A 13,970-nucleotide genomic window follows, 5' to 3' on the forward strand; every position below is an offset into this window, starting at 1 on the left:
AGCGGAAAGACGACCTTTCGGGCCATATAGCTTGAGGGCCGGACCAGCGCAAAACAAGGCGAGCAGCAGGCTGCCAGCGCGACACAGCGTCCGCATCCGCAGGCGTGCATGGCTGCTCCCGGCTGCTGTTGCCACCAGGGAGACGATCTTGCGAATCGGCGTACCGAAAGAAACCAAAACGGCCGAGGGACGCGTTGCCCTGGTGCCCGCTGCCGCCGGCGATCTGGTGAGGTCCGGCCATGAGGTCTGGGTGGAGCAGGGCGCAGGCGAGCGTTCCGGCCATGCCGACCAGGCCTATGCCAGCCTTGGGGTGAACATTGCTCCCGATGCTGCTGCGCTTTACGAAAGGGGCCAGCTGATCGTCAAGGTCAAGGAGCCCGTCGGCGCCGAAATCGAGTACCTGCGCAGCGACCATCTCCTGTTCTGTTATCTGCATCTGGCGGCCGAGCCAAAGCTGACCCGGCGTCTGCTGGAGATCGGACTGACTGCGGTTGCTTTCGAGACAGTGGAGCTTGAGAGCGGGGCACTGCCGCTGCTGGCGCCCATGTCGGAGATTGCCGGCAAGCTCGCCGTACAGGTGGGCACCACCCTCATGCACGCCACCAACGGGGGCAAGGGCCGTCTGCTGGGCGGCGTGCCCGCGGCTTCGCGCGGCAAGGCGGTGGTGTTCGGCGCCGGCCAGGCCGGTGGATCGGCCGCCGCCACGCTCGCCGCCATGGGCGCGAACGTGGTGGTGTTTGAAAAGCGCCTGGAGCGGATGGACGCCATGATGCGCCTGGGCGCAAACGTGACTGCCCTGTATCCCTATCAGGAAGCAATCGCGAAAGAGGTGGCGGGGGCGGATCTGCTGGTCGGCGCGGTGCTGATTCCCGGCGCGCGGGCCCCCCGGGTGCTGAGCCGGGAGATGCTCAGGCAGATGGAGCCCGGCAGCGTGCTGGTGGACATCTCGATCGACCAGGGCGGTTGCTTTGAAACCTCGCGCCCTACCAGCTGGGATGCCCCCACCTATGTGGATGAGGAAGTGACCCACTTCTGCGTGGGCAACATGCCAGGCGCGGTGCCGCAGACCGCATCGCAGGCGATCTGCGCGGCGATCACCCCGTGGGTGGATGCACTGGCCAACGGCGACTGGCGCGGCAACCGTGCGCTGGTGCGTGGGATCAATGTGGAAGCCGGCAGTCTGGTCCATCCGGCGCTGCAGGACCTCAGCTGAGCCGTGGCACCACCTTGCGCAGGCAAAGAGATTCGCCGGGCCCCGACTGTTGATTTAAGATCAACCGCATAGCGAACACTTTTAAGGTAAAGGGCACGGTGGCGAAAGCGCTTACAGAACGTGGCAAGCGGCAACGCGGGACCACCCGCAAGGTTGCAGGGGACAATCCGCGCCGGCAGCGACTGTGGCGCGATATTGCGCTGATCCTGATCGCGCCGCTGTTGCTTTACCTGTTTGCCAGTCTGATCACCTATTCCCCAAGTGATCCGGCCTGGTCGAGTCATTCGGGCAACGTGACCGAGCCGCTCCACAACGTGGGCGGGCCCGTGGGCGCCTGGCTGGCCGATGTGCTGCGCTATCTGTTCGGCTATGTGGCGTTCCTGCTGCCCTTGGTGCTGGGAGCGATCGCCTGGATCGCGCTGTTCGGCATGGACAGCGACGGCGATGGCAAGGCCGACCTGGGGCCGGCGCTGCGCCTGGTTGGACTGTGCGGCTTCCTGATCTCCGCCTGCGGCCTGCTTGCGTTGGGCGCGTCAAACGCGGCCGACTTCTCAGCCGGCGGCGGAGGCATCCTCGGCCGGCTGGTGGGTAATTCGCTGTACGCGGCGTTCGGTGGAGTGGGCGGCAACCTGTTCCTGCTGGCCCTGCTATTGACCTCGATCACCCTGGCCACCGGCCTGTCCTGGCTGGCGGTGATGGACAGGTTGGGCGGCTGGGTAATGAAGCTGCCCGACCTGCTCAGGCGCAGCAGCAAGCAGGCGGGAGAGTGGAAACGGGCGCGCGACCTGCGCGAAGAGCGGGTGGAAGTACGCCGGGCCGATACCGAGAAGCGCGTGCGTCGTGAGCCGGTCAGGATCGAACCGCCGGCCGCGCCGCAGGTGGAAAAGAGCGAGCGGGCCAAGCGTGAGCAGCAGATTCCGCTGTTCACCGGCACTGGCGGCGGTGATTCCGGCCTGCCGCCGCTGTCGCTGCTGGACGAACCCAAGCCGCAGCCGAAGGGCTACGACGAGGACACGCTGGAAACCCTGTCGCGCCAGATCGAATTCAAACTCAAGGACTTCCGCATCGATGTGGAAGTGACGGAGGCCCAGCCGGGGCCGGTGATCACCCGCTTTGAGATGGAGCCGGCGCCGGGTATCAAGGTCAGCCAGATCAGCTCGCTGGACAAGGACATCGCCCGCGGGCTGAGCGTCAAGTCTGTACGCGTGGTGGATGTGATCCCCGGTAAATCGGTGATCGGCCTGGAGATCCCGAACACGCGGCGCGAGATGATCTACCTGTCCGAGCTGCTGCGTTCCAAGGAGTACGACAAATCGCCCAGCCCGCTGACCCTGGCGCTGGGCAAGGACATCGGCGGGCGCTCAACCGTTGCCGACCTGGCGCGCATGCCGCACCTGCTGGTCGCCGGTACCACCGGCTCCGGCAAATCGGTGGCGGTCAACGCCATGGTGCTGAGCCTGCTGTTCAAGGCCACCCCCGACCAGCTGCGGCTGCTGATGATCGATCCGAAGATGCTCGAGCTGAGCGTCTACGAGGGCATCCCGCACCTGCTGGCGCCGGTGGTCACCGACATGAAGGAGGCCGCCAACGGCCTGCGCTGGTGCGTGGCCGAAATGGAGCGGCGCTACAAGCTGATGAGCGCGGTGGGCGTGCGCAACTTGGCCGGCTTCAACAAGAAGGTCAAGGAAGCGCAGGACAGCGGCCAGCCGCTGCTGGACCCGCTGTTCCGGCCCGACTCCGAATCGGAGGCGGTGGCCGAGCCGCTGGAGGCGCTGCCGTACATCGTCGTGATCATCGACGAGTTCGCCGACATGATGATGATCGTCGGCAAGAAGGTGGAAGAGCTGATTGCACGCCTGGCACAGAAGGCGCGTGCGGCCGGTATCCACCTGATCCTCGCCACCCAGCGTCCATCGGTGGACGTGATCACCGGCCTGATCAAGGCCAACATCCCGACCCGCATCGCGTTCCAGGTCAGCTCCAAGATCGATTCGCGCACCATCCTGGACCAGTCCGGCGCCGAAACCCTGCTGGGCCACGGTGACATGTTGTACATGCCGCCTGGTACGGCCCTGCCGGAGCGCGTGCACGGTGCCTTCGTGTCCGACGAAGAAGTGCACCGGGTGGTCGAGCAGCTCAAGCAGGGGACCGGTGCCAACTACATCGACGGCGTGCTGGAAGAGGTCCAGACCATGGGCGACGGCGTGGTGGTGGGTGCCACCGGGCTGCCTGAATCCGACGGTGGCGATGAAAGCGACCCGCTGTACGACGAGGCGGTGAAGATCGTCACGGAAACCCGGCGCGGCTCGATTTCCGGCGTGCAGCGGCGGCTGAAGATCGGCTACAACCGCGCGGCGCGCCTGATCGAAGCCATGGAGGCGGCAGGGGTCGTGAGTCCGCCTGAAAACAACGGTGATCGCACGGTGCTGGCGCCTCCGCCTCCCAGGTAGCCCGGTAACAACCAAGCGGCTCGGGCGTGACGGCCCGGCGCCGTCATGGCTCGTATTCAGCCACGCCTGTGCACACTTTCCGCAACCCGATTGATTCCCGGAGCACCAATGAACCGCATCCTCAGTGTCATGGTTGTCCTGCTTGCGGCCGCCTTTGCCGGGAATGCGCATGCCGATGCGCGCGCCAGCCTGGACAGCTTCACCAGCGACCTGCGCGGACTGCAGGGCAACTTCTCCCAGCAGGTCTACGACGGCAGCGGCCGGTTGCGCGAAAGCTCCAGCGGCAGCGTGGCCCTTTCAGCACCGCGGCTGTTCCGCTGGGAGTACGAAAACCCGTATCCGCAGCTGATCATTGCCGACGGCACCCGGGTGTGGGTCTACGATCCGGACCTGGAGCAGGTCACCGTGCGGCCGCAGGGCGAGGAAGAGCAGAGCAATCCCCTGGCAGCGTTGATCGACCCGGCCATGCTCGATCGCGACTTCGTGATCGGCAAGGGCGGCACCCGAGACGGTTTGGAATGGCTGGAGATCGCGCCGCGCCAGGCCACCGACGCCGGGTTCCAGAACGCGCAGCTCGGCTTTGCCGATAGCTCCCTGGTGAAGATGGAAATTCTGGATGCGCTGGGCCAGCGCACCACGATCGAATTTTCCGACTGGCAGAAGAACCCGTCCTTCGCTGCGGATGCCTTCCGCTTCACCCCGCCGCCCGGCGTGGACGTGGTGGGCGAGCCCTGAGTTCTGCCGCCAGACTGACTGCTTGAATGACTCCGGCCCGCGTGCGAACGCGGGCCGGTTGCGTTGGGCTGTCCTGCAAGCCGTGCGTTCGGCGTATGCATTGGACAGACCCAACAGCTAAGGAAGTGGCAGTCACATGCAGCCAGAACCACAGATTCCCGCGCAGGACCATAGTCGTTCAAACGCACTCATTGAACGGGCGACGGCGATCCTGCTATCCCCGCGCAGCGAATGGCCCGCGATCGCGGCCGAGCCGGCAACTGCCGCCAGCCTGTATACCGGCTACTTCATGCTGCTGGCTGCAATTCCGGCGGTGGCCGGCTTCATCAAGGGCAGCCTGATCGGCCACAGCGTGTTCGGCATGAGGATCACCACGCCGTTCATGGCGGGCCTGATGGGCATGGTGCTCGGGTACGTACTGGGACTGGTCGTGCTGTACGTGGTGGCGATGATCGTCAACGCGTTGGCGCCGAAGTTCGAGGGGCAAAAGAACCAGGTGCAGGCGCTCAAGGCGGTCGGCTATGCCTGGACCGCCGCCTGGGTGGCCGGCATTGCCGTGATCGTTCCCGGTGTTGGCTGGCTGCTGGCGCTGGCCGGCGGGGTCTACAGCATCTATCTGCTGTACCTGGGCCTGCCGCATACGATGAAATGCCCGCCAGAGAAGGCAGCCATCTACACCTTGGTCTCGGTGATCGCTGCGATCGTGCTTGGCTGGATCGTGGGGCTGCTGATCGCAGCGGTGACCGGCATGGGTGCACTGGCCGGGGGGATGCTGGGCAGCGTCGCCGGTGGGGGAGGAAACAGCAGCAATGTCACTGTGAACCCCGACAGCAGGATGGGCCAGCTGGTGGAATTCGGCCGGCGGATGGAAGAAGCCGGCAAGCAGATGGACCAGGCCCGGGCCAGCGGCAGCGCGGATGAGCAGGGCAAGGCGCTGGGCGCGCTGATGGGGGCGGTCGCCGGAAGTACCGATGCGGATGGCCAGGTGGTGGAAGCGGTGGCGGCCGATCAGCTGCGGGCGCTGCTGCCGGAAGCCATCGGCAACATGCGCCGAACGGGCATTTCCGCCAGCCGCAGTGGCGCCATGGGCATGCAGATCAGCGAGGCCTCGGCCGAATATGCCGAGGAAGACGGGTCAGGCCGGATCAGCGTGGAAATCCAGGACATGGCCGCGATGTCGGGGATGATGGCCATGGCCGGCGCCTTCGGTATGGACCAGAGCCATGAAACCGACAGCGGATACGAGCGCACCTTCACCCGCGATGGCCAGCTGGTCAACGAGGAGTGGAGTTCCGGCAGCAACCGCGGCAAGTACAGCGTGGTGGTTGGCAACCGGTTCCGGGTGGAAGCCAGCGGCCGGGTCAACAGCATCGACGATCTCCGGAACGTCGTTGGTCAGCTCGAACGGCAGGTCGCGACCCTCCAGTAAATCCTGCGCAAGGGTCGGTCATGCGGACCGGCCTGTTTTCCAACTTGGTATCTTGGGCACACGTATTCTGTGAGGTGCCCCGTGCAGGAAGACCTGCTTTCCCCCGGTCCTGATCTCTCTGCAGGACTGCGTCCGCTGGCCGAGCGCATGCGGCCGCGGACCATTGATGAAATGGTCGGCCAGCGGCGGCTGCTGGCCCCGGATTCGGTGCTGCGCCGCTCGATCGAAGCCGGCCGCGTGCATTCGATGGTGCTGTGGGGCCCCCCCGGCTGCGGCAAGACCACCTTGGCGCTGTTGCTCGCGCACTACGCCGACGCCGAATTCCGCGCTGTTTCCGCAGTGCTGTCCGGATTGCCGGAGGTGCGCAAGGTGCTGGCGGAAGCCGGGCAGACCTTTGCCAGCGGCCGGCGCACGGTGCTGTTCGTGGACGAGGTGCACCGCTTCAACAAGGCGCAGCAGGACGCCTTCCTGCCGCATATCGAGCAGGGCACGATCATCTTCGTCGGGGCAACGACCGAAAACCCTTCGTTTGAACTGAACTCCGCGCTGCTTTCCCGCTGCCGGGTGCATGTGATGGAGGCCGTGTCGCCGGACGAGATCCGCCAGGCACTCGAGCGGGCCCTGGCCGATGATGAGCGGGGCTTGGGGGGCAGGGAAGTGCGCATCGAGCCCCCGCAGCTGCAACTGCTTGCCGTCGCCGCCGATGGCGACGTGCGCAGGGCCCTGACCCTGCTGGAGATTGCCGCGGAAGTGGCGGGGGGCGAGGGCGGAACCATCACCGATGCCGTATTGGAACAGGTGCTGGCCGACCGCACCCGCCGCTTTGACAAGGGCGGTGAGCAGTTCTACGACCAGATGTCCGCCCTGCACAAATGCGTGCGCAGCTCAAACCCCGATGCCGCGCTGTACTGGCTGGCGCGCATGCTCGACGGCGGTGCGGATCCGGGCTATCTGGCTCGCCGGCTGACCCGCATGGCGGTGGAAGACATCGGCCTGGCCGATCCGCGTGCGCTGCAGATGTCCATCGACGCCTGGGACGCCTTCGATCGGCTCGGGAGCCCGGAGGGCGAGCTGGCCCTTGCCCAGGTGACGATCTACCTGGCCAGCACCGCCAAATCCAACGCCGCCTACAAGGCCTGGGGCACCGCGCGTACCGACGTGCGCAAATACGGCACCCAGGAAGTGCCCATGCATATCCGCAATGCGCCCACCGGGCTGATGAAGGAGCTGGGTTATGGCCGTGGCTACCAGTACGACCACGATGCGGAAGGCGGCGTTTCGCTGGAGCAGACCGGCTTTCCGGATGCCATGGGGGAGCGTGTGTACTACGAGCCTGTGGAGCGGGGGCTGGAGATCAAGCTGGGTGAGAAGCTGGACCGGCTGCGGGCCAAGAGGGCGCAGGCCCGCGCCCGCGGGGTCAGGAACAACATCAAGAAGTAGTTGCAATACTTTGATATTGAATTGTTTGTTTAGGGTCAGTGGCAGGTATATGCTGGCTGGGCAGGGGGCGGCATGGCAGTGGGAGGGCACACCATGAGTAGTCAGGCATCTCCATTACAGTCCGGTCACAGTCGACTGTGCGCGCTTTACGCCCGCGAGGCCCGCGATATATATCCGGGCCGTCCATGGAAGGAGATCGAGCCGCACGTTCGCCGCGCGTGGGAGCGGGCGCCTTACCGTGTGGAATGGCGCGAGGCAGCGCCCATCGTGAAATTGTTCTGGTCACAGCGCTGAAGGCGCGCTGTTCATACCGGAGTCGAAGACCGGAGCGCCTGCACGCGCATCAGAACCAGATTCGCACGCCAGCCACGATGCGGGTGTCGTCGACGCCTGCGGAGCGTGCGCGACGCTGGTCCGCGGTTCCGCCGTAGGCGCGTTCCCAGGCCACCCCGAGGTAGGGAGCGAACTGCCGGTGGAACTCGTAACGCAGGCGGAAGCCGGCTTCGAGCGTGCTCAGCCCGCTGCCGATTCCAACCTCCGGATCGTCCTTGCTCCAGGCCTCGCCCCCAACCAGCCACTGGCCGATCAGCCGGTTGGTGAACAGCATTTCGTACTCGGCTTCCGCGGCGAGCCCGACCTGGCCCGACTCGCCAAGGTAGGCCGTGGCTTCGACTTCGAACTTGTACGGGGCAAGACCGATGAGGCCGAGCGCGGCATACGTGCGCGAGGGGCTTCCGCCAAAGCCGAGGTCATGGCGTACACCGGCAACTGCGTCCCACCATGGTGCGATCGCACGACCGTACAGGACTTCCACATCCGCCGACTCGGTGGTTCCCCCCGCACGCTCGCCCCCGCTGCGGAGCCAGAACTTGTTCAAATCGGATCCGATCCAGCCCTTCGCTTCCCAGGCCATGCCGGTGCCGTGCTCATCCGCGTCCCACGCCTCGAGCCGATCGAGCGCCCAGTAGGAGTTGATCGATTCGCCGTGCATCACGTGCGCGTCGAGATCCTGGAACGCCGCGGCCCGATCTGCCGGCGTGACAACCGGGATGGGCTCGTGCGGCTCGGCCGTGGGGGGGAGATCCTGGTCGGCACCAGGCTGATGACCCATGGCCGCGTGGTCCATGTCCGGGTGATCCATCCCGGAGTGATCCATTGTGGAGTGGTCGCTGCGGGGAGCATCCGCAGCCCCATGTTTGATGGCGCCGTGATCCATGTGTCCGTGGTCCATGGTCCCGTGATCATGGGAACTCTTGTCTGACGGATTCGGCTCATGATCGGCGGGCGGGTCGACGGGCTTGGCCGGTGGCTGGGTTGCAGCTGCTTCCGGATGGTGCGAGGCGTGGTCCGTCTCCTGCGCCCAAGCCGGCGCGAACCCGGCGGCAAGAGACAGTGCGCAGGCCAGGCTGATGGCCAGGGAATGGCGGCTGGAACGGATCATCGCGCTCATTCCTCCACCCGCACTTCGCGGAACATGCCGGCTTCCATGTGATAGAGCAGATGGCAGTGGTAGGCCCAGCGGCCAAGGGCATCGGCGCGCACCCGGTAGCTGCGCCTGGTGCCCGGCGGGATATCGACGGTGTGCTTGCGCACCATGAAGTTGCCGGATTCGTCCTCCAGGTCGCTCCACATGCCGTGGAGGTGGATCGGGTGCGACATCATCGTGTCGTTGACCAGCACGATCCGCAGGCGCTCGCCGTAGTTCAGGCGCAGGGGCTCCGCGTCAGCGAACTTCAGTCCGTCAAAGGACCAGGCGAAGCGCTCCATGTGGCCGGTCAGGTGCAATTCCACCGTGCGCCCGGGTTCGCGCCCGTCGGGATCGCGGAACGTGCTCCGCAGATCGGCATAGGTGAGCACGCGGCGGCCGTTATCGCGCAGGCCAATGCCTGGATCGTCCAGCCGGGGTGATGGCGTCATCGTCTGCATGTCGACCAGGGGATTGCCGGTTTCGGTCGCGGGGTGTTCCTGCATCCCGCCGGCGCCGTGGTCCATCCCGGCCATCGCACTGCCGGTCATGGCGCCGTGCGACATCGAGGACATGTCATGACCGCCGCCACCCATGCCGCCGTGGCCCATGTCGTCCATGGTGAGGAGTGGCTTGGTATCGACATCGGGCACCGGCGCCCGCAAGCCCTCCCTGACGGCAAGCGTTCCCCTGATATAACCGGTGCGGCCCGTGTCCTGGGCGAAAATGGTGAACGCGTCCTGCCCGGTCGGCTCGACGATCACGTCGAAGGTTTCGGCGGTGGCGATGCGGAATTCATCGACCGCGACCGGGTGCACATACTGGCCGTCGGCCGCGACCACGGTCATCTTCAGGCCCGGGATGCGCACATCGAAGTAGGTCATCGCGGACCCGTTGATGAAGCGGAGGCGGACCTTCTCGCCCGACCGGAACAGCCCGGTCCAGTTGCCGAGTGACGTCGTGCCGTTCATGAGGAAGGTATAGGTATTGCCGTTGACGTCCGACAGGTCGGTAGGCGTCATCCGCATCTGGCCCCACATCTTGCGGTCCTCGACCGTTGCGGCCAGGCCATGCTGCTTCACGTCGTCGAAGAAGTCGCCAACCGTCTGCTTGGCGTAGTTGTCGAAATCCGACCGCTTCTTGAGCCGGTCAAAGAGGCGCTTGGGATCCAGGTCGGTCCAGTCGCTGAGCATGACCACGTAGTCGCGGTCATAGGCGAAGGGTTCGGGTTCCAGCGGTTCGATCACCAGCGGGCCGTAGAGGCCGGCCTGCTCCTGGAAACCGGAGTGGCTGTGGTACCAGTAGGTGCCGCCCTGCACGACATTGAAACGGTACTGCCAAGTGTCGCCGCGGTCGATGCCGTTGAAGCTCAGCCCGGGCACGCCGTCCATGTCCGCCGGCAGCAGGATGCCGTGCCAGTGGATCGACGCCTGCTCTCCATGGATGAAGCCGCGGGGCAGGGCATTGCGGACCCGCAGGTTGACGGTGGTGCCCTCGCGCCAGCGCAGCAGCGGCGCCGGAATGGATCCGTTGACCGTGATCGCGGGGCGCGTGGCGCCGGTGAAGTTCATTGGCGTTTCGCCGATGGTCAGGTCGAAGTCGGTGCCCGAGAGCACGTTGGGTACGCCTTCGGCCTTGACGGCCCAGCTTGAACGCGGCCAGAGCCCGAGGGCCGAGATGGCACTTCCGGCAGCAAGGCCCTGGACGAAGCGGCGCCGCGACGGAGCAGACACCCGTCCGGAACGGTCGAAAGAGCTGGATGACATGGGAACTCCGGAAAGGTTGATGACCACCAGCGGTGGGGGGATCTCAGCTGCAGTGATCCATGGTGCGCTCGCTGATCCTGATGTGCGCACCAATCCGGAACCTGTCGGCCTGGTATCGCCCGGACGGTCCGAAGCATAAAGGTGAACGGGGGGCTGGTGAACATTTGGAACACACGCGCCTTACGCCACCGATGGCATGGTGTTGATTGGAAAGGGCCGTACGTCAACACGCAGTATGGATACGAGGATCAGGAGTTCGCGTGACTTCCGCTTCCGATGCATTCGTTCTTTTTGGCGCCACCGGCGACCTTGCCTACAGGAAGATCTTTCCGGCATTGCAGGCACTGGTCGCGCGCGGCCGCTTTGACATGCCGGTGATCGGCGTGGCCCGCGCCGGCTGGACGGTCGACCAGCTGCGCGAACGCGCCCGCGACAGCCTGGAGCACAACGGCGGTGTGGATGAAGCCGCCTTCGCCCGGCTTTCCGCGCAGCTGCGCTACATCGACGGCGACTACGCCGACGCCGGTACCTTCGAGCGCCTGCGCAGGGAACTCGGGGTCGCACAGCGGCCGCTGCACTACCTGGCCATCCCGCCGAACCTGTTTGGGACCGTGGTCCGTGCACTGGACGCCAGCGGCTGCGCACGGGGGGCGCGGGTGGTAGTCGAGAAGCCCTTCGGCCGGGACCTGGCCTCGTCCCGGGTGCTCAACGCCACCCTGCACGAGGTGTTCCCGGAATCCTCGCTCTTCCGCATCGACCACTACCTGGGCAAGGAAGCAGTGCAGAACCTGCTGTACTTCCGCTTCGCCAACGCCTTTCTCGAACCGCTGTGGAACCGGGACTACGTCGACAACGTGCAGATCACCATGGCCGAGGCTTTTGGCGTGCAGGGCCGCGGCAGCTTCTACGACGGTGTCGGCGCGATCCGCGACGTGGTCCAGAACCACCTCCTGCAGGTGGTCGCGCTGCTGGCGATGGACGCGCCGATCGGTGGTGATCCCGAGTCGATCCGGGCGGAGAAGCTGCGCCTGTTCCGCGCCATGCGCCCGCTGGAGCCCGGCGAGCTGGTGCGCGGCCAGTTCCGCGGCTATCGCGATGAGCCGGGGGTGGCGAAGGATTCGGACGTGGAGACCTTCGCCGCGCTGCGCCTGTACATCGACACCTGGCGCTGGGCGGGGGTGCCGTTCTACATCCGCGCAGGCAAGTGCCTGCCGATCACCTCGACCCAGGTGATGGTGGACCTCAAGTGCCCGCCGCTGTCGATCTTCGACGAGAGCCAGCCGGCGCATTCGAACTACTTCCGCCTGCGCCTGAGCCCGGAAGTGGTGATCTCGACCGGTGTGCGGGTCAAGCGCGCCGGGGACCAGATGCGCGGCGAGGCCGTCGAGCTGACCGCCCGTCACCAGCACGTCGACGAAAAGTCGCCGTACGAACGCCTGCTCGGCGATGCGATCCGCGGCGACGCGGGCCTGTTCACCAGCGACGAAGCGGTGGAGGCGGCATGGCGGGTCGTTGACCCGGTGCTGCGCTACCACGCGCCGGTCGAAATCTACGACCCCGGTACCTGGGGGCCGGCGTCGGCGGCGGCCATCGTCGAGGGCGAGGAAGGCTGGCACGACCCGAAGCCCGAAACGAGCACGCCGTGCTAGACCGCGACCCCGCCACCGACGTGGTCTTCCTGCTGGATGTCGACAACACCCTGCTGGACAACGATCGCTTCAAGACCGACCTGGACGCACGCGTGCGGCGCGACTTCGGTGCCGACGCCGGCGACCGCTACTGGGAACTGTACGAACGCGAACGCGGTCGGCTCGGCTACGCCGACTACCTCGCCGCGCTGCAGGCGTTCCGCGAAGGCCGCGAAGACGATCCCGACCTGCTGCGCATGTCCGGCTACATGCTCGACTACCCGTTCGCCGAGCGCGTCTACCCCGGCGCGTTCGAAGCGGTGGAGCGGCTGCATGACCTTGGCACGCCGGTGGTGCTGTCCGACGGCGACGTGGTGTTCCAGCCGCGCAAGGTGCAGCATTCCGGCCTGTGGGAAGCGATGCGGGGCAGGGTGCTGATCTACCTGCACAAGCAGCACATGCTCGACGCGGTGCAGCGGCGCTACCCGGCGCGGCACTACGTGATGGTCGACGACAAGCCGAAGCTGCTGGCGGCCATGAAGCGCGTGATGGGCGAACGCCTGACCACCGTCTTCGTCCGCCAAGGGCATTACGCGTCCGAGGCCGATGGCCAGTCCATCGAGCCGCCGCCCGACCTGGCCATCGACGACATCGGCGAACTGGCCGCCTTCGACCTGCAACAATTCGGCCCGCGCGCCTGCGGCCACGCCGCATCGGCAGCGGGCCCCGAATCCGTATCGACACCACAGGAGTCGTCATGAACCACCTGCAATCCCTGCGCGAGCTCGGCCAGAGCCTGTGGCTGGACAACATTACCCGCGAGATCCTCGACGACGGCACGCTGCAGCGTTACATCGGCGAGTACGCGATCACCGGCCTGACTTCGAATCCGACGATCTTCGACCAGGCGATCGGCGACAGCGATGCCTACGATGCCGGCATTGGCGAGAAGTTCGCCGCCGGCAAGCGCGACGCGGAGCTGTTCGTCGAGCTGGCGCTGGAGGACCTGCGCCGGGCGGCAGACCTGTTCCGCCCCGTGTTCGACGCCACCGGCGGCGTCGACGGCTGGGTGTCGATGGAACTCTCGCCGCTGCTGGCCGCAGACACCACCGGCAGCATCGAGGCCGCCAGGCGCATCCACGCGCAGGCCGGGCGCGACAACCTGTACGTAAAGATCCCGGGCACGCCGGAAGGCGTACCGGCGATCGAGGAATCGATCTTCGCCGGCGTGCCGATCAACGTGACCCTGCTGTTCTCCATGCAGCAGTACGTCGCGTCCGCGGACGCGTACATGCGCGGCATCGAGCGGCGCATCGAGGCCGGCCTGGATCCGGTGGTGGGCTCGGTCGCTTCGCTGTTCATCAGCCGCTGGGACAAGGCCAGCGCGGAGCAACTGCCGGACGAACTGCACAACCGCCTGGGCATCGCGGTGGGCCAGCAGACCTATCGCGCCTATCGCGATCTGCTGGCTTCGGATCGCTGGAAAAATCTCGCCGCGGCAGGCGCGCGGCCCCAGCGCCTGCTGTGGGCGAGCACCGGCACCAAGGACCCGAAGGCGTCCGATACGCTCTACGTCGAAGCGCTGGCCGCACCCGACACGATCAATACGGTGCCCGAGAAGACGCTGCGCGCCTTCGCCGACCACGGCAAGGTGCGCGGCGCGCTGGCCGACGATGGCGGCGACTTCGCCCCCACGCTGGCGAAGATCGCCGCGGCCGGAGTCGACATCGACGCGCTGGCCGCGCAGCTGCAGCGCGACGGCGCCGACGCCTTCGTCACGTCCTGGAACCAGCTGCTGCAGCGCATCGCCGACAAGGCGCGGTCGCTGGCCGGCGGCCGCTGAG

The 13,970-nt window shown here is 66.3% G+C and carries 10 protein-coding genes; 8 read left to right on the forward strand and 2 right to left on the reverse strand.

Translation table 11 applies throughout. The features are described from left to right. The first annotated feature begins 148 nt into the window (after nucleotides 1-148). The 5 genes from ACW7G2_RS01860 (at nucleotide 149) to ACW7G2_RS01880 (ending at nucleotide 7,267) form a co-directional block, all read left to right on the forward strand. A complete protein-coding gene (locus tag ACW7G2_RS01860) occupies nucleotides 149-1,213 on the forward strand; it encodes an alanine dehydrogenase (protein ID WP_456972126.1) in 1,065 nt (354 codons plus the stop codon). 98 nt (nucleotides 1,214-1,311) lie between these two features. Continuing rightward, nucleotides 1,312-3,663 carry a DNA translocase FtsK gene (locus ACW7G2_RS01865; RefSeq protein WP_456972128.1) on the forward strand — a complete coding sequence of 784 codons (2,352 nt, stop codon included), beginning with the start codon at nucleotides 1,312-1,314 and terminating at the stop codon, nucleotides 3,661-3,663. Between the two features lie 108 nt (nucleotides 3,664-3,771). Next, nucleotides 3,772-4,398 (forward strand): outer membrane lipoprotein chaperone LolA, encoded by a 627-nt coding sequence (gene lolA, locus ACW7G2_RS01870; RefSeq protein WP_456972130.1) that lies wholly within the window; start codon nucleotides 3,772-3,774, stop codon nucleotides 4,396-4,398. A gap of 136 nt (nucleotides 4,399-4,534) precedes the next feature. Next, nucleotides 4,535-5,827 (forward strand): Yip1 family protein, encoded by a 1,293-nt coding sequence (locus tag ACW7G2_RS01875; RefSeq protein ID WP_456972132.1) that lies wholly within the window; start codon nucleotides 4,535-4,537, stop codon nucleotides 5,825-5,827. A gap of 147 nt (nucleotides 5,828-5,974) precedes the next feature. Then, nucleotides 5,975-7,267, forward strand: coding sequence for a replication-associated recombination protein A (locus tag ACW7G2_RS01880; protein ID WP_456972225.1), 1,293 nt, complete (start codon nucleotides 5,975-5,977; stop codon nucleotides 7,265-7,267). A 343-nt stretch (nucleotides 7,268-7,610) separates the two neighbouring features. Here ACW7G2_RS01880 and ACW7G2_RS01885 read toward each other — a convergent pair whose 3' ends face one another. Both ACW7G2_RS01885 and ACW7G2_RS01890 read right to left on the reverse strand, forming a co-directional pair. Then, nucleotides 7,611-8,708 carry a copper resistance protein B gene (locus ACW7G2_RS01885; protein ID WP_456972134.1) on the reverse strand — a complete coding sequence of 366 codons (1,098 nt, stop codon included), beginning with the start codon at nucleotides 8,706-8,708 and terminating at the stop codon, nucleotides 7,611-7,613. Nucleotides 8,709-8,713: 5 nt separating this feature from the next. After that, complete coding sequence (locus ACW7G2_RS01890) at nucleotides 8,714-10,498, reverse strand: copper resistance system multicopper oxidase (protein WP_456972136.1); 1,785 nt, start codon at nucleotides 10,496-10,498, stop codon at nucleotides 8,714-8,716. Between the two features lie 260 nt (nucleotides 10,499-10,758). Between ACW7G2_RS01890 and zwf the strand changes: the two genes are divergently transcribed. Genes zwf through tal form a run of 3 tightly spaced genes read left to right on the forward strand, consistent with a single transcriptional unit; the run spans nucleotide 10,759 to nucleotide 13,969 of the window. Beyond that, complete coding sequence (gene zwf / locus ACW7G2_RS01895; protein ID WP_456972138.1) at nucleotides 10,759-12,147, forward strand: glucose-6-phosphate dehydrogenase; 1,389 nt, start codon at nucleotides 10,759-10,761, stop codon at nucleotides 12,145-12,147. Beyond that, nucleotides 12,141-12,887 carry an HAD family hydrolase gene (locus ACW7G2_RS01900; RefSeq protein ID WP_456972140.1) on the forward strand — a complete coding sequence of 249 codons (747 nt, stop codon included), beginning with the start codon at nucleotides 12,141-12,143 and terminating at the stop codon, nucleotides 12,885-12,887. The genes zwf and ACW7G2_RS01900 overlap by 7 nt, the downstream gene beginning before the upstream one ends. After that, nucleotides 12,884-13,969 carry a transaldolase gene (gene tal, locus ACW7G2_RS01905; RefSeq protein WP_456972142.1) on the forward strand — a complete coding sequence of 362 codons (1,086 nt, stop codon included), beginning with the start codon at nucleotides 12,884-12,886 and terminating at the stop codon, nucleotides 13,967-13,969. Before ACW7G2_RS01900 ends, tal begins: the two co-directional genes overlap by 4 nt. The last annotated feature ends 1 nt before the right edge of the window (nucleotide 13,970 follow it).

The sequence above is a fragment of the Luteimonas sp. A277 genome, from assembly GCF_054052045.1.